The sequence below is a fragment of the Pseudoalteromonas lipolytica genome (assembly GCF_001306915.1).
Classification (GTDB): domain Bacteria; phylum Pseudomonadota; class Gammaproteobacteria; order Enterobacterales; family Alteromonadaceae; genus Pseudoalteromonas; species Pseudoalteromonas simplex.
The window spans coordinates 178,844-195,534 of sequence record NZ_LJTC01000004.1; the positions used below are offsets into that span (position 1 = coordinate 178,844).

Annotated in this window: 16 protein-coding genes; 7 read left to right on the top strand and 9 right to left on the bottom strand. The window is 42.3% G+C overall.

The window, feature by feature from the left end; translation table 11 throughout:
* Nucleotides 1-137: 137 nt before the first annotated feature.
* The 5 genes from AOG27_RS07405 to AOG27_RS07425 all read left to right on the top strand — a co-directional run bounded on the left by AOG27_RS07405 (nt 138) and on the right by AOG27_RS07425 (nt 5,861).
* A complete protein-coding gene (locus AOG27_RS07405) occupies nt 138-1,952 on the top strand; it encodes an assimilatory sulfite reductase (NADPH) flavoprotein subunit (RefSeq protein ID WP_054552377.1) in 1,815 nt (604 codons plus the stop codon).
* 48 nt (nt 1,953-2,000) lie between these two features.
* Nucleotides 2,001-3,698, top strand: a complete 1,698-nt coding sequence (cysI, locus tag AOG27_RS07410) for an assimilatory sulfite reductase (NADPH) hemoprotein subunit (RefSeq protein ID WP_054552378.1) — start codon at nt 2,001-2,003, stop codon at nt 3,696-3,698.
* 38 nt (nt 3,699-3,736) lie between these two features.
* Complete coding sequence (locus AOG27_RS07415) at nt 3,737-4,477, top strand: phosphoadenylyl-sulfate reductase (protein WP_054552379.1); 741 nt, start codon at nt 3,737-3,739, stop codon at nt 4,475-4,477.
* Nucleotides 4,478-4,577: 100 nt separating this feature from the next.
* Nucleotides 4,578-5,306, top strand: coding sequence for a substrate-binding periplasmic protein (locus AOG27_RS07420; protein WP_054552380.1), 729 nt, complete (start codon nt 4,578-4,580; stop codon nt 5,304-5,306).
* A gap of 12 nt (nt 5,307-5,318) precedes the next feature.
* Nucleotides 5,319-5,861, top strand: a complete 543-nt coding sequence (locus AOG27_RS07425) for a DUF4124 domain-containing protein (RefSeq protein WP_054552381.1) — start codon at nt 5,319-5,321, stop codon at nt 5,859-5,861.
* Here the strand turns inward: AOG27_RS07425 and AOG27_RS07430 are convergent.
* From AOG27_RS07430 to AOG27_RS07445, 4 genes are all read right to left on the bottom strand, one after another.
* The gene (locus AOG27_RS07430) at nt 5,858-6,103 is read right to left on the bottom strand and encodes a hypothetical protein (protein WP_054552382.1); all 246 of its coding nucleotides are present in this window, start codon (nt 6,101-6,103) and stop codon (nt 5,858-5,860) included. The genes AOG27_RS07425 and AOG27_RS07430 overlap by 4 nt on opposite strands.
* Before the next feature lie 211 nt (nt 6,104-6,314).
* A complete protein-coding gene (acnA, locus tag AOG27_RS07435) occupies nt 6,315-9,065 on the bottom strand; it encodes an aconitate hydratase AcnA (protein WP_054552383.1) in 2,751 nt (916 codons plus the stop codon).
* A 220-nt stretch (nt 9,066-9,285) separates the two neighbouring features.
* Complete coding sequence (locus tag AOG27_RS07440; protein ID WP_054552384.1) at nt 9,286-9,705, bottom strand: hypothetical protein; 420 nt, start codon at nt 9,703-9,705, stop codon at nt 9,286-9,288.
* 70 nt (nt 9,706-9,775) lie between these two features.
* Nucleotides 9,776-10,150 (bottom strand): RNA-binding S4 domain-containing protein, encoded by a 375-nt coding sequence (locus tag AOG27_RS07445; RefSeq protein ID WP_054552554.1) that lies wholly within the window; start codon nt 10,148-10,150, stop codon nt 9,776-9,778.
* A 235-nt stretch (nt 10,151-10,385) separates the two neighbouring features.
* Between AOG27_RS07445 and AOG27_RS07450 the strand changes: the two genes are divergently transcribed.
* Nucleotides 10,386-10,673 (top strand): hypothetical protein, encoded by a 288-nt coding sequence (locus tag AOG27_RS07450; protein ID WP_054552385.1) that lies wholly within the window; start codon nt 10,386-10,388, stop codon nt 10,671-10,673.
* Nucleotides 10,674-10,730: 57 nt separating this feature from the next.
* Entirely contained in the window at nt 10,731-11,393 is a 663-nt protein-coding gene (locus AOG27_RS07455; RefSeq protein ID WP_054552386.1) for a hypothetical protein, read from the top strand.
* Here the strand turns inward: AOG27_RS07455 and AOG27_RS07460 are convergent.
* From AOG27_RS07460 to glnA, 5 genes are all read right to left on the bottom strand, one after another.
* A complete protein-coding gene (locus tag AOG27_RS07460; RefSeq protein WP_054552387.1) occupies nt 11,390-11,848 on the bottom strand; it encodes a cyclic nucleotide-binding domain-containing protein in 459 nt (152 codons plus the stop codon). The two genes, AOG27_RS07455 and AOG27_RS07460, sit on opposite strands and share 4 nt — an antisense overlap.
* A gap of 24 nt (nt 11,849-11,872) precedes the next feature.
* Nucleotides 11,873-13,258, bottom strand: coding sequence for a nitrogen regulation protein NR(I) (gene ntrC / locus AOG27_RS07465; protein ID WP_054552388.1), 1,386 nt, complete (start codon nt 13,256-13,258; stop codon nt 11,873-11,875).
* Between the two features lie 18 nt (nt 13,259-13,276).
* The gene (gene glnL / locus AOG27_RS07470; protein ID WP_054552389.1) at nt 13,277-14,347 is read right to left on the bottom strand and encodes a nitrogen regulation protein NR(II); all 1,071 of its coding nucleotides are present in this window, start codon (nt 14,345-14,347) and stop codon (nt 13,277-13,279) included.
* Nucleotides 14,348-14,427: 80 nt separating this feature from the next.
* On the bottom strand, nt 14,428-14,964 hold the full coding sequence (locus AOG27_RS07475; protein ID WP_054552390.1) for a DUF4124 domain-containing protein: 537 nt from the start codon (nt 14,962-14,964) through the stop codon (nt 14,428-14,430).
* A gap of 118 nt (nt 14,965-15,082) precedes the next feature.
* A complete protein-coding gene (glnA, locus tag AOG27_RS07480) occupies nt 15,083-16,489 on the bottom strand; it encodes a glutamate--ammonia ligase (protein ID WP_054552391.1) in 1,407 nt (468 codons plus the stop codon).
* Nucleotides 16,490-16,691: the final 202 nt, after the last annotated feature.

Sequence of the window (16,691 nt, forward strand, 5' to 3'; positions counted from 1 at the left end):
GACCTCGTTATTCTTCACGCTCAGATAAACCTTTAAAGCGTTTTTATTAGGTCTTTAAAGTCGAAAAAATTGTTCGCGAAATGACGGTAGCAAGTTCGTTTCGCAGTTAACTTTTCAGGGTTACGAGGAATAAATTCATGTTGTTAAGTCAACTAAATGCAGCGGCGAGCCCGCTATCGCAAGAGCAAGTACAAAAGCTGCAAGGCTTAGTGGCTGAACTTAATCCAATTCAGCAAGCGTGGGTAAGTGGTTACTTAGCTGCAAATGCCAACGCAGGTGCATTAACCGGTGGTGTTGCAGCCGCTCCAGCTGCAGGTGATGCACCGCCGCTAACTATTTTATACGGCTCGCAAACGGGTAACGCAAAAGGCGTGGCAAGTAAGTTAAAAGAGCAAGCAGAGTCGCGCGGTCTAACGGTTAAGTTAGTAAACATGGCTGACTACAAACCAACTGCCCTGAAAAAAGAAAAGTTCATCACGGTTGTTGTTTCAACTTACGGTGAGGGTGAACCACCAGAAGACGCTGAAAGTCTGCATGAATTCTTAACGACTAAAAAAGCACCAAAACTAGATGGTGTTAAAGTGGCTGTGATCGGCTTAGGTGATTCAAGCTACGAGTTCTTCTGCCAAACAGCAAAAGATTTTGAAGAGCGTTTTAACAAGCTTGGTGCAGAAACTATTTTCCAGCGTGCTGACTTAGACGTTGATTACGATGATGAAGCTGCTAAGTGGATTGACGGTGCACTTGATGCGTTTGAACCTGATCTTAAAGCGCAGCAGCAAGCAAGTGGTGGTCAAGTTGTGGCGATGCCATTTGGTGCCGCGGCACCAGCAGCAAGCCAATACACCAAGCAAAACCCATTTGCTGCAGAGCTAAGCGTTGTGCAAAAAATTACCGGTCGTGATTCAACCAAAGATGTGCGTCATGTTGAAATTTCATTAGAAGGTTCAGACATCACCTATACACCGGGTGATTCGCTAGGCGTTTACTTCTTAAATGACGAAGCGCTTGTTGATGAAGTCCTTGCGCTTACACAAATCGATGCATCTAGTACGGTTAAACTCGGCGACGAAGAACTAAGTATTCGTGATGCATTAATCGAAAAATTAGAATTAACTCAGTCATACCCTGGCTTTGTTGAAAAATATGCAACAGCAACGGGCAACCCTGATTTATTAAAGCTAGTTGAAGATAAAGCGGCAATGCGTGAGTACATTGAGCCTCGCCAAATCTTCGATATTATTCGTCAAAACCCAGCTCAGCTTGAAGCACAAACCTTAGTAGACTGCTTACGTAAACTACAAGCACGTTTATATTCGATTGCATCTAGCCAAGCAGAAGTTGAAGAAGAAGTTCATTTAACGGTGGGCCTGGTTGAGTTTGATGCATTCGGTAGCGAGCACTTAGGTGGTTGTTCTGGCTATTTAGCACGTCGTGCTGAAGAAGGCTGCAAAGTAAAAGTATTCAGCGAGCATAACGATAACTTCCGTTTACCGGCTAATGATGAAACGCCAATTATCATGGTAGGTCCGGGTACAGGTATTGCCCCATTCCGTGCGTTTTTACAAGAGCGTGATGCCCGTGAAGCAAGCGGTAAAAACTGGTTATTCTTTGGTAACCCACACTTTACCCAAGACTTTTTATATCAAGTAGAAATTCAAGGTTACTTGAAGTCAGGTTTACTGACAAAAGTGGATGTGGCGTTTAGCCGTGACCAAGCGGAAAAAGTATATGTTCAAGACAAACTTCGCAAAAACAGCCAAGAAGTATTTGCTTGGTTAGAAGCGGGTGCTCATTTCTATATCTGTGGTGATGCAAACCGTATGGCGAAAGATGTTCATCAGGCGCTTGTAGACATTATCAAAGAAAATAGCGGCAAAGATGATGAACAAGCTGAGCAATATTTAAAAGATTTACGTAGCGCAAATCGCTATCAGAAAGACGTGTACTAATCACGTTTAAAGCTAACAGCCGTCACTGTAACAAATTTAGGAAATACCATGAGCGAACAAGAGAAAAACGTAAAGCTTTCTGATAACGAGCGTTTGAAAAGAGAAAGTAACTTTTTACGTGGCACAATTGAGCAAGATTTAAAAGACGAGATCACCGGTGGCTTCACTGCTGATAACTTCCAACTGATCCGTTTCCACGGCATGTATCAGCAAGATGACCGTGATATTCGCCCTGAGCGCGCTAAACAAAAATTAGAGCCGTTACATAACGTAATGTTACGTGCTCGTATGCCTGGCGGTATCATCAAGCCAGAGCAATGGTTAGCGATTGATAAGTTTGCTGAAGAGAAAACCAGCTATGGCAGTATTCGTTTAACCACGCGTCAAACGTTCCAGTTCCATGGTGTACTTAAGCCAAATATTAAAGGCATGCATCAAATGCTCAATAGCGTGGGCATTGACTCAATTGCAACGGCGGGCGATGTAAACCGAAACGTATTATGTACAACGAACCCAGTTGAATCTGAGCTTCATCAAGAAGCGTACGAGTGGGCAGCGAAGATCTCTGAGCACCTATTACCAAAAACCAAAGCATACGCTGAAATTTGGCTAAATGGTGAAAAGAGTGAAACCACTGAAGAGCCAATTTTAGGTTCAACTTACTTACCGCGTAAGTTTAAAACCACAGTAACAATTCCACCGAACAATGAAGTGGATGTGCATGCGAACGACTTAAACTTCGTGGCAATTGCAGAAAACGGCAAGTTGGTTGGCTTTAACGTGTTAGTGGGTGGTGGTCTTGCGATGACTCACGGTGATACAGCAACGTATCCTCGTAAAGCAGATGACTTTGGTTTCATTCCACTTGAGCACACGTTAAAAATTGCTGAGCACGTGGTGTCTGTACAACGTGATTGGGGTAACCGCTCAAATCGTAAAAATGCGAAAACTAAATACACACTAGACCGTGTAGGTTCTGATGTATTTAAAGCAGAAGTTGAAAAACGTGCTGGTATTCAATTTCAGCAAAGCCGCCCGTATGAGTTCACTCACCGTGGTGACCGTATCGGTTGGGTTGAAGGTATTGATGGTAAGCACCACTTAACGCTGTTTATCCAAAGTGGCCGTATTTTAGATTACCCAAATCAACCTCTTAAAACAGGTTGCCGTAAAATTGCTGAAATTCACCAAGGTGATTTCCGCATGACTGCAAACCAAAACTTGATCATCGCAGGTGTTCCGGCTGATCAAAAAGCGGTAATCGAAGAGATTGCTCGCAACCATGGCTTAATTGATGACAGCCATACAGAGCAGCGTAAAAACTCAATGGCGTGTGTGGCATTACCAACCTGTCCGCTAGCGATGGCTGAGGCAGAGCGTTATTTACCAAGCTTAATTGAGAAAACAGAAGCGCTATTAGCTAAGCACGGCATTAGCGATGACAACATCATTATGCGTGTCGTGGGTTGTCCGAATGGCTGTGGCCGCGCCATGTTGGCAGAAGCGGGTCTGGTTGGTAAAGGTCCGGGTAAATACAACGTGTACTTAGGCGGTAACCGCGAAGGCACGCGTATTCCAAAATTGTATTTAGAAAATGTTGGCGAAGACGTATACCTAGAGGCATTCGATAAGCTAATTGGCCAATGGGCAAGTGAGCGTAATGAAGGCGAGTGCTTTGGTGATTTTGTAATTCGCAAAGGCATTGTTGCTGAAGTTAAAGTTTCAGTAACCGATTTTCACGCATAATTTTATAAGCGACACCGCTTTAAGGTTTGGAATTAACCATGAGTGAATTTAAAAACATCTTAACGATGAGCAAAGAAGACCAAACAGCTATGTTGGCTGATATTAATGGTCTTCTGGCTGATAAAAACGCAGAAGAGCGTGTTGCGTGGGCACTTGAAAACTTACCAAGCACGCACTTTTTGTCGTCGAGCTTTGGTATTCAAGCGGCGGTGATGTTGCATTTAGTGATATCACAGCAGCCAGATATTCCTGTGGTACTGACTGATACGGGTTATTTGTTCCCTGAAACCTATCAGTTCATCGAGCAAATGACGGAGCGACTTTCGCTTAATCTTAAAGTTTATAAAGCTAAGCTTAGCCCAGCGTGGCAAGAAGCGAAGTTTGGTAAACTTTGGGAGCAAGGTGAAGCCGGTATTAAGCAATACAATCAACTGAATAAAGTTGAGCCAATGACTCGCGCTTTAAACGAGCTGGAAGCAGGCACCTGGTTTAGTGGTTTGCGCCGTGACCAGTCATCAAGCCGTGCTGATAAGCAAATTGTTGAAATTAGCCGTGGCACAGTGAAAGTGTACCCACTTATCGAGTGGAATAACCGCGATATTTATCAGTATCTAACTAAGCATGATTTGCCGTATCACCCGCTTTGGGAGCAAGGTTATGTGTCTATGGGTGATGTTCACACCACCCGTAAACTTGAGCCAGGCATGACAGAAGAAGAAACGCGTTTCTTCGGTTTAAACCGTGAATGTGGCTTACATATTGATGGTGACGGTATCTAATCCTAAATTCCTATCAGAATTTTCTCAAAGCGCAGCTTAGCCTGCGCTTTTTTTGTGCTATTTATATACAATCCCTGGCTCAATTTTATGAGAGAAAATTATGAGTCGTGCCGTTGTTTTTTTATTATTGCTATTAATTACGCCTTTAGTGCGAGCAGAAACTTTACGTGTTGCGTTGTATGACACGGATTACCCACCTTATCATTTTGTAGATAGCGGTCAAAAAGGCCTAGTCGCTGACCTATTAAGCCGCTTTGCCGAAAAATATAATTATGATCTTCAGTACATGCTGGTACCAGAAGTGCGTTCGCAGCATTTACTTGATGAGGGTCAGGTTGATGTTCGTTTAGAGTCTGAGCAATGGTATCGTGGAGATAATCAATATTATTGGAGTGATAGTATTGCGATTGTTGAAGATATTTTAGTTATGCCCAGAGGTTGTCATATTCCAGCGATTGATGAGCTCGGCGGCTATGTGTTGATGGCTCGCTTTGGTTACACTTACCCGCAATTTGAAGCATTGTTTGCAGCTGGCAAGTTGCATCGTGAAGATTTTTACTCTGAAATAGATATGTTGAATGCTTTAGTCGATATGCAGCAAAATCAACGTGTTGCCGTCATCTCAAAAAACACATTGCAGTGGTATGCCTCAAGAAATCATGTCTTTAAGAAATTCACGGTAAGTGATTACAGTGTGGGTAGAGCGCCGATGCAATTACAGTTTACATACAATGAAAAAGGTAAGCATATGAGCGAGCAATTTAACGAATTTATGAAAAATCTTAAATCATCCGGTGAATTTGCTAAGATTGAGAGTAACTACCAATAATCGGTAAATGGAATGATTAAGCGTTTTTGTTATCTTGCGGTTATGTTGCTACTGACCAGTGTTGCCCTGCTGTTTTACATTAAAAAGCCAGACGGTAAACCTTACCTAGAGCTGAGCATGTTCGAGCGTTACGCAGAAAAAGTAAGTGGTGATGTGAGTGATTTTGCTTCGCAAGGTGCCGATACACTGACCAGCCAAGCAAAAAAGTTCACTGAGAAGTTGAGCTTTAGCAAAAACGCGGATGCACCTGTCGTCGTGTATAAATGGCAAGATGAACATGGTCAGTGGCACTATGCTGATACCCCTCACCCTAATTACGTTAGTACTACAGTAACTTTGGATCCGAACGATATAACTGTGTTACCTGCAGAGACTTTTCAAGCTGATGAAAAGCAAGCAGCAACAGTTAAAACTGACGAAGTACCTTCAGTGCTTGGGGTATACGACCCTAAAAATGTACAAAAGATGATGCAAGATGCTGAGCAAGTAAAACAGCTTATGGAGCAACGTAATAAGCAACTTGAGCAGCAGCTCAAAGAGCAAGGTGGGAATTAGCTTTGTTTGTTTTGAGCTGTGAGATCGCTTTCCATTTTCATCAGTAAAATAGTGAGATAAATTTTGGTGGGTAACGAGAACAGCACACCAACAGCAATACACGCTGCGCTTATCATAATGCCATGTATACCCATGCTATCACTTAAGTAATTGCCGGCTAATAAAGAATGCCCCAAAATGATTAGACAAATACCTAAAATAATAAAGGTTTTTAAGATTCGAATGATGGTTTGTTCAGTCATACAAGCACCTCACTTTAGCCTTAATTAAAGTGTAGGTACTGTTGTCATTAAGAGGATTGTTCTAAATCAAGCAAGTGTCGGTTATTTGTCTAATTTTAACGCGCTGGTTTTTATGCGCTTTTCATTTTTTGTAAATAAGTGTGTTGGCCTAAACTGCAATTTATTGTAAAAAAGGGCTGAAAATTCAGCCCCTTAGTTAACTTAAATGCAATTACTGCTCAGCCAGCATATTACGCAGAACATACTGTAAAATACCGCCATGTTTGTAGTAGTCCCATTCTTTCGGGGTATCTATACGTACATCAACACTAAAGCTAATTTGTTTGCCTTCGCTGTTAGTGGCAATCACACTGACTTCATTGGTTTTGTCGTATAAGCCTTCAAAATCGAACGACTCTTGGCCGGTTAAACCGAGTGACTCATAGCTTTCACCTTCTTTAAATTGTAGGGGTAAAACACCCATACCAATCAGATTTGAACGGTGAATACGCTCATAACTTTGTGCAATAACGGCTTTAACACCAAGTAAAAGTGAACCTTTAGCAGCCCAGTCGCGTGATGAGCCTGTGCCATATTCCGCGCCCGCTAAAATAATCAGTGGCGTACCATCTTGCTGATATTGCATCGCTGCATCATAAATACTGGCGAGCTCATCACTTGGTTGCATACGGGTCACACCGCCTTCGGTACCCGGTGCTAATAGATTACGTAAACGCACATTAGCAAAAGTACCACGCATCATCACTTCGTGGTTACCACGGCGCGAACCATACGAGTTAAATTGTGCTTTTTGCACGCCGTGCTCTTGTAAGTAAAGACCTGCTGGGGCATCTGCTTTAATTGCACCTGCTGGCGAGATGTGGTCAGTGGTTACTGAGTCACCTAATTTTGCTAAACAGCGCGCACCACTAATGCTCGGAATACCAGGAGGCTCAATCTCCATGCCATCAAAGAAAGGTGCTTTTTTGATGTAGGTTGACGCATCATCCCAATCATAAAGGTTGCCATCAGGAATTTGAATTTTCTGCCAACGATCATCACCTTGATACACATTGCCATAGCTTGATGCGAACATTTCTTTGGTGACAGTTTCGCGGACGAGTTCGTTTACCTCACTAACACTTGGCCAGATATTTTTTAGATAAATGTCATTACCATTAGGGTCTTGCGCAAGCGGCTCATTGTAAACGTCGATATCTGTACGGCCAGCAATTGCGTATGCAACCACAAGCGGTGGTGACGCTAAAAAGTTCATTTTCACATCTTGGTGAATACGGCCTTCAAAGTTACGGTTACCCGATAAAATAGAGCTTACAACTAGTTTATGCTTTTGAATAGCTTCACTGATTTCATCAGCTAGTGGGCCTGAGTTACCGATACAGGTTGTACAACCATAACCGACAAGGTTAAAGCCTAACGCATCTAAATCATCCATTAAGTCGGCTTTTTTCAAGTAATCAGTCACCACTTGTGAGCCAGGAGCAAGTGAGGTTTTAACCCATGGCTTAACCTTTAAGCCTAATTGTTTGGCTTTTTTAGCCACTAGGCCAGCAGCTAAAATAACACTTGGGTTTGACGTGTTTGTACAACTTGTAATTGCAGCAATGACACAAGCACCATCATTAAGCTCAAACTCTTCGCCTTTAAAGTTAACCTTAGCTGCGCCCATAAACTGTGCTTCGTTTACTGGCTCATCAGGGTTAGTGGTTGGGCCTTCATCTTCAATGCGCGCCTCTTGAACATCGCTTTTATCGCGATGTTGCATACGTTCTTCTTGAAAGCCTTTTAAGTGCTCACCAATAATGCTACCTGCTTTATCAAGGGCAATTCTATCTTGCGGGCGCTTAGGTCCGGCAAGGCTTGGCACAACATCATCAAGTGATAGCTCTAGTGTGTCGGTATAATGAGCCTCATCGCCAGGGTTACGCCATAAACCTTGGTGCTTAGCATAGTCCTCGATGAGTTTGAGTTGTTTGTCATCGCGGTTAGTTAAACGTAGGTAGTTGATGGTTTCATCATCAATTGGGAAAATACCGCAGGTTGCACCATACTCAGGCGCCATGTTTGCAATAGTTGCACGGTCTGCAAGCGGTAAATCAGCAAGACCATCACCATAAAACTCAACAAATTTACCTACTACGCCATGGTTACGCAGCATTTCTGTCACGGTTAGTACAAGGTCGGTTGCAGTTGTGCCTTCTGGCAGGCGACCATTGAGCTTAAAGCCAACCACTTGTGGAATGAGTAAGCTAATCGGTTGACCAAGCATTGCGGCTTCGGCTTCAATACCACCGACACCCCAGCCTAGTACCCCAAGACCATTGATCATGGTGGTGTGCGAATCGGTTCCGACTAGGGTATCTGGGTAGGCGAGTGATTTACCATTTTTACTATCGTTAAATACCACGCGGGCTAAATATTCTAAATTTACTTGGTGTACGATGCCGGTTGCTGGTGGCACGACTTTCAAGTTATCGAAGGCAGTTTGCCCCCAGCGTAAAAATTCGTAACGCTCTTTGTTACGCTCATATTCAAGTTTTGCATTTAAGTCGAATGAACCATCTTCACCGTAGCCGTCAACTTGCACAGAGTGGTCAATAACAAGCTCGGCAGGCGACAGTGGATTAATTTTCGCAGGGTCGCCGCCAAGTTTTTCCATGGCATCACGCATCGCGGCTAAATCGACAATGGCGGGTACGCCGGTAAAATCTTGCATTACAACGCGAGCGGGCGTAAACGCGACTTCTGCTGATGGTTTCGCTTGTGGATCCCAGTTTAGTAAAGCATCGATATCTTGCTTTTTAATATTAACGCCATCTTCATTGCGCAACAGGTTTTCAAGTAAGATTTTTAGAGAGAATGGCAGACGTTTTGCTTTGTCGCCTAAACCTTGTAAAGAGTGAATATGATATTGCTCACCATTAATCGTAAGCTGTTTTTGGGTATCAAAACTGTTATTCATTATTTGCCCCTGTGGTTTGAGCAAGCAATTTGGCTTGCTTTGTTGTTTCCTTTTCGAAATAGACACAGTGTTATTGCAAACTTAATACCAGCTGAGAAATTCATCTAGCTGATGAAAAAATATGCTACCTAATATAGTTGCTGCTGATGTGATTTATTTCAAGGGAAGGAGGCAGATAAAAAGGGTAGTCACTTTAAACTACCCTCAGAAATAAGTGTTTTTAGTTAAGCCAGTTTTGTTGTTTACCTTTATGGCTAATAAACAGTAATAGTAAACCAATAACGATAACACACAATGGCATTGCTAATGCGCTAGTACCAAACATAGCAAGGCTATCTATCACCACAAAATTATAATATTGCTGGACTAATACGGCGATAAACGAGATTAAAAATAACTCGCGCGCAAGGGCTTTTTTTACCAGTAATAAGATGCTCGCGAAGCTTGCTGCAAACACGGCTATCGCAAAGGCAGCCGTTGACCAGAGCGGTATGTCGCGGTATGCGGCTTGTTGTGCTTCGGGGAGTTGGTTAATCATTTCGGGTGTGATCAACAGTTGCATTATAAATGCAATGACACCTAAAAGATTCCATACAAGGGCTGCCCAAGCGAGTGGCTTGAGCCAAGCTGGAGGATTCATAAATCACCTTTTATTGTTGTTATAATCGCATTCAATTAAAGGTGATTTATGCTAACTAAGCAAGCTCTTGTTAACCAAAAGAGATAGGGCGGCGACCGGTTTTTTCGTCTACTTTTGGTTTTTTAGTACGTTTACGCTTCGATTTTTTTGGCGCTTCTTCAGAGCTTTGTGGTTGTGCTTTTTGTACTGGTTCTGGTGGGCGAGGATTTGGTGTTGCATCTTCGCTTAGTGTCAATTGGAACAACTCACCATCGAAAGCCAGCACGTCACCACTGTATAATTTTTTCCGTTTTATTGTACAAATTTCATAGTTAACCCCAACATAACCTTCACCAATTAAGGCTTTTGCTTGGCCGCCTGTTTCGACTAGGTCGAGCACTTTTAGCAAGTTACATAGCTCTATTGGCTCTTCTTCTAGTTCAATTTCGATGAAATCTTCGTTCATGTTGGTCTCTCTTAATTCAATCGCAGCCATTATAAAGCCTAGCACTCAATTGAACCAAGATTAAATTTTTAAGCTCTTCAAGCGGTTAAAATTTGCAGCAATAAATAATCTGACATTTTTCTAAACAGTAAAAAAACTGCAGTATTTACTGGGTACACTGCGCGCGTTTGGAATTGGTGTACAAATTGCTAAATGCATGTCCGTTTCATTTTTTATTCGTTCAGGAGAAGTTGTAATGGGCGTAAGAACAGCGCTAAGAAAAGAGTTAATGGGTTTGCAAGATTCGTCATTGCTTGCTGCAGATGATGTGCGAGCTTTGTTAACGCAAACAATTAAATCTCAGCCTGAAAAGTCAGAACAAGGTTTTGCGTTAATTTCGCGTTTTAATGATAACCATAGCCAGCTGAGTTCAGGGGAAACAAATAAAGAAAAACTGCTTCAGCATCAAACTCACCGTTTATTTAAAGATATTTTATATACCCGTCAAAGTGTTAATAGTTGGCTAAAAAAACATCTTAATTAATTGATTTATTGTTTTTCTCACTTTAGACTACACTTGTAATCTAAAGTGAGAAAGAATATGAAAAGGATAATTTCGGCAGCCATATTTTTAATTTTGGCTGGTTGTCAGCAAGCTACAGTCTACGTATACACAGAAAATCTTGATCAGTCGCAGTTGCAATCATTAGAGCAAGCATTAAATAAGCAAAGCTTACCCTATGAATACACTCAGCTCCCAGTGCCAAGAGAGTTTGCGGATGCAACCTTAATGTTATCGAGTGATAAAATCCTCACTCATGAAACTGAGCAACTTGCTGAAATTATGCAAGGATTGGGTTATGAAGTTGAAATCAAATACACCACAGATGCCAACCACTTTTACAATCATGGCAATATTGGCTTTTATTTAAAAGCTAAAAATACTACCACTAATTTTACTATGCCGGCTCGTGTACTCACCACAGGATGTGTTGAAGACAAGTATAATGATCTTGTTGTTACATTCAGTGATAAGCAAGCTCACTTTACTCTTGCTGGCGGTAGTAAAGTTACTCTTGATTGGGAATACTTATACGGCCACCTAGTCATTTATTATAAAAACTATTCGCAAAGTTACAGCCATTTAACGCCAGAAGTGAGTACCCCTTTTGGTATGAAACCATCAGACACCTACCGTTACACGGCTCGCGTTAATAGCCCAAGTTGGTTAAATTGCTCATTTCAAATTGTGTATATGGACTAGTTACGTGACTCAAGGTAAGTGCTTAACTTAGTAATACGTTCACTCATACCTTCGATTATGCGATCTTTAATTTTCTCGCGGATCACATTCGGCAAGCGGGTAAGTGCTTCAGGGGTGATAGCTAACAAAATGGTATCAACTTTTGCGCGCGCACTCGTACTGTGCTCGCGGTTATTGATAAAAGCACCTTCACCGATAAATTCGCCAGGCTCAATCGTGCCAAGTTCAAGGAGATGGCTTTGTTTGAATACCATCAGTGAGCCGCTTAGCACAATATAAAGCCGTTTATCAGTATCGTATTGTTTGAAAACAGCGCGGCCTTGTTTGACCAAATACAAATGACTGAATGACTCTAATAACACTTGTCGTTCGCTTAATGTGAACTCTCTAAAAAATGGTAATCTGTTAATAATTTCCATTTGTTTAATTAGTGGAATGTGCTCGATTAAATTCATTGACTCACATTGGTTTGCGCGAAATTAGCTAATATTGCGCTCTTTTAGCTTGCGGGTCAATGTATTACGACCCCAGCCGATTTTCACTGCGGCTTCTTGCTTGTGCCCAGCACAGTTGGCAAGAGCAGTTTTAATTAAGCGAGTCTCGAGTTGTGCTTGAATGGCAGGCCAAATATTTTCTTTACCTTGTTTAAGTTCAAGGTTAAGCCATTGTTGAAATGCATCTAGCCAGTCGCCTTCTTGCTCGATTGGTGTAACTGCGACGATTTCAGGTGGTAAATCTTGTTCACTAATAAGTTCACCCGGCGCCATAACGGTTAACCAACGGCAGGTGTTTTCTAATTGGCGCACGTTACCTGGCCAGTTAAATAGGCGTAGTTGCTCAGTGGCTTTTGGGCTTAAAATTTTGCTGTCAACTTGCAGCTCTTTGGCACTTTTATGTAAAAAGTGTTGTGCTAGTCGTTCAATATCTTCCGTACGCTCACGCAGCGCGGGTAAGCGTAAACGCACTACGTTTAAGCGGTGGAATAAGTCGTCACGAAACTTACCTTGTTTTACCAAGTCTTCGAGGTTTTGGTGCGTTGCAGCAATAATACGTACATCAACTTTAATACTTTGATGGCCGCCCACGCGGTAAAACTCACCATCGGCTAACACGCGTAATAAACGTGTTTGAACGTCGAGTGGCATATCACCAATTTCATCTAAAAATAAGGTGCCGCCATTCGCTTGTTCAAAACGGCCTTTACGAATGCTGTCGGCTCCAGTAAATGCGCCTTTTTCGTGGCCAAATAACTCTGACTCAACTAATTCTTTAGGAATGGCAGCCATATTCAGAGCTATAAATTGGTTTTCTTTGCGTGGGCTGTGGTTATGCAGGGCGCTTGCAACTAGCTCTTTACCTGTCCCTGACTCACCATTAATCAGCACGCTCATACTTGATGCTGATAATTTACCGATCGCGCGAAACACCTCTTGCATTGCAGGTGCTTCACCGATGATATGCGCATTGGTTTGTGGTGCTTGTTTGCGTTTAGTTTTCTTCGTTGAGTTAGCACGACAGGCGCTTTCTACCAGTGCCACGGCTTCGTCTAAGTCAAACGGTTTGGCGAGGTACTCAAACGCCCCTTTTTGGAAGGCATTTACCGCCGAATCTAAATCCGAGTGAGCTGTCATGATAATAACAGGTAAGCCAGGATTTTGCTCGGCAATTGTTTCGAGTAACGCCATGCCGTCCATGCCAGGCATACGCACATCAGATACCAATACCGTGGGCTGGCTAAACTTTAATGCGTTAAGCACATCTTGTGCGTTTGCATAGCTTTCAGTGTCAAATCCTGCACGTGCCAACGCTTTTTCCAATACAAAGCGAATTGAGGCATCATCATCAACTAACCAGACTGTTTTCATGACTACTCCAAAAAACCATTAATCCGTAAAAGGCAAATAGATATTAAATTCTGTATGGCCTGGCCAACTGTCACAATCAATGTGGCCGTCATGTTGGTCAACCAAGGTTTGCGCTATCGATAAACCAAGCCCTGATCCATTTTCTTTGTTGGTGATCATTGGGTAGAACAAGGTTTCACGTAAGCTCTTGTCTATACCTGGGCCGTTATCCGAAATTTGGATCAGCAAGGTTTTTTTCGGTGCCTTACCCGGGCGCCTGTGTTGATGATTGATGCGAGTTTTTATTCTTATCTCGCCACCATCAACAAGTGCCTGTTGTGCATTACGAATAATGTTCAGTACCACTTGCTGAATTTTACTCTGATCTATGTATACACTCGGTATACTTGGATCATAGTCTTTCACTAAAGTGATATTGGCATTGTTGTCTAACATGCTCAGTTTAATCACCGACTCTAACGCTTGGTGAATATTGCCATGGGATTTGTGTGGCAGTTGATTCGGACCAAGTAAACGGTCGACAAGCTCGCGTAAACGGTCTGCTTGTTCAATGATTAATTCGGCACATTGATCACGTTCTTGCTGATCAACCTCGTACTGCAATAATTGCGCCGCTCCGCGAATTCCACCTAAAGGATTTTTAATTTCATGTGCTAAACCACGAATAAGGTTACGGGCAGCTTGATATTGATGCATTTGATTCGAAGCTTGGTCATGGCGAATTTCATCATCCATTTGGCGGCATTCGAACAGGATATAATTTTCATCGTTGCTACTTATTCGGCGTGTGCTAATAGTTAACTTGGCATGGCGAGAATCGACGAACACCACGTCAGCTCTATGTTGGTGGCAATCGACACCGTCAAACAACGAATACTGAGCAATACGTTTTAAATCTATCGAGTGGTAGTTAAATAGGTTGTCGAACGGTTGGTTGATGATACGTTTTGGGCCTAAACCTAAAAGCTCACTGGCGCTATCGTTTGCGTAAACCAGTTTAAAATCATGATCGAGTAAAATAACAGCAGTACTTAAATTTTTCCAAATACTGTCGAGTAATTGAGAATTAAAATGTAAATCTCTGAGCATGGTTGCACCATTTTAGTGCGTTACAATTTAGTGCAGCTTAGCATAGTCTTTTTGCTTTGCGAGACATCATGTCGAAAATTCTAATTTCCGTTATTAATTGAAGTTCTGTGCATGAAAAAAGTGCTGACTGGGCTAACTGAAACGAGTTTATTATTTGCATCAAAAAGTTTCGCTTGTAATGTGTGTTCGCCTCGAAAGACCTCTCTTAGAGCAAAGGTTGTGCTATTACTTGGTGCGCCATGAGGTGAACCATCAACGAGTAATTGAACTTTGAAACCAGTTTCAAAACGGGGGCTGATTCGTGTAGTAACATAAACAGAACCTGTATTTTCTCTCACAGTTTCTTCATTTGCGGGGGCTGCAATTGACACTTTAAAGTTAACAGGGACTGCACTTGGAGCAGTATCAAGAATACTGGTATCAGCTGCAGGCATTGTAAGGTTTTGGGTATTTAACTTGACCTCAGTAGCACCGGGGCGAGGAGTATCAGAAAATACTAATACACCATTCTCATCTTTCCAAGAATAGACTTTTTGTGCTGCTGTATAACCAAAAAAGCTTGCAAATAATAACGATAATACCAATAAGGTTGTGCTTTTCACCCTGCGACCCTGCATTTTTTCACTTAACTAAAACTGTAGAGTAGAACCCGCTCAATTACCATTAAAAAAGCCCGCAGAGCGGGCTTGAGAACACACATTTATTATCTTTTAGATAATTCTGATACAGCGTGTATTACACGCTGTAGTACATTTCGAACTCAACTGGGTGAGTTGTCATGTTAAGTTTTTCAACTTCTTGGCTCTTAAGCGCGATGTATGCATCGATTAGGTCATCAGTGAATACGCCACCTTGAGTTAAGAACTCACGGTCTGCGTCTAATGATGCAAGTGCTTCTTGTAAAGAAGATGCAACTTGTGGGATCTCAGCTGCTTCTTCAGCAGGTAGATCGTATAAGTCTTTGTCCATTGCATCGCCAGGGTGGATCTTGTTCTTGATACCGTCTAGGCCAGCCATAAGCATTGCAGAGAATGCTAAGTATGGGTTAGCTGTTGGATCAGGGAAACGTACTTCGATACGACGTGCTTTTGCAGACGGTACCACTGGGATACGGATTGAAGCAGAACGGTTACGTGCAGAGTATGCAAGCATTACAGGAGCTTCGAAGCCTGGTACTAAACGCTTGTATGAGTTCGTTGACGCGTTAGCGAATGCGTTGATTGCTTTAGCGTGCTTGATGATACCACCGATGTAGTAAAGTGCTTCTTCAGAAAGACCTGCGTATTTGTCACCCGCGAAGATGTTTACGCCATCTTTACCTAGAGATTGGTGACAGTGCATACCAGAACCGTTATCACCTACGATTGGTTTAGGCATGAATGTCGCTGTTTTTCCGTATAAGTGAGCCATGTTATGGATAACATATTTCATCTCTTGGATTTCGTCAGCTTTTAATACCATTGTATTGAAGCGAGTTGCGATCTCATTTTGACCTGCAGTTGCTACTTCGTGGTGGTGAGCTTCTACTACTTGACCTAGTTCTTCAAGAACTAAACAAGTTGCTGAACGCCAGTCATGTGATGAGTCAACAGGTGAACACGGGAAGTAACCGCCTTTAACACCTGGACGATGACCCATGTTGCCACCTTCGTAATCTTTATCTGAGTTCCAAGCTGCTTCTACAGAATCGATTTTGTACATAGAACCAGACATGTCTGATTTGTATTTAACGTCATCAAAAAGGAAGAATTCTGGCTCTGGACCGAATAATACAGTGTCAGCAATACCAGTAGAGCGCATGTACTCTTCAGCGCGTTTTGCAACAGAACGTGGATCACGCTCGTAACCTTGAAGTGTTGAAGGCTCAACTACGTCACAACGTACGATTAGTGTAGCTTCTTCAGAAAACGGGTCCATTTTCGCAGACTCAGGAACAGGCATAAGTACCATGTCTGATTCGTTGATACCTTTCCAGCCAGCAATTGAAGAACCGTCAAACATTTTGCCGTCTTCGAAGAAGTCTTCATCAATTTGATGATGAGGAATAGAAACATGCTGTTCTTTACCTTTGGTATCAGTAAAGCGTAAATCAATGAACTTAACGTCATTTTCTTTGATAAAATCTAAAACCGATTGTGACATGTGTCCTCCAATTGTTGGGTTTTATTTTTGCTGCATTATTGCTTTTCGCTTATATAAGCTGGTTTCGTGCCATGTTTTTAACACCTTGTTTAGGCTTGTAAAAAGTGAACAGGGCTTCGTTTTGTTAACTTTCGTTGCACTAAGTTGGTGCGTAAAAAGATCATTCTGGTGCGTAAAAAGTGCGACCTTGTTTTGCACAATT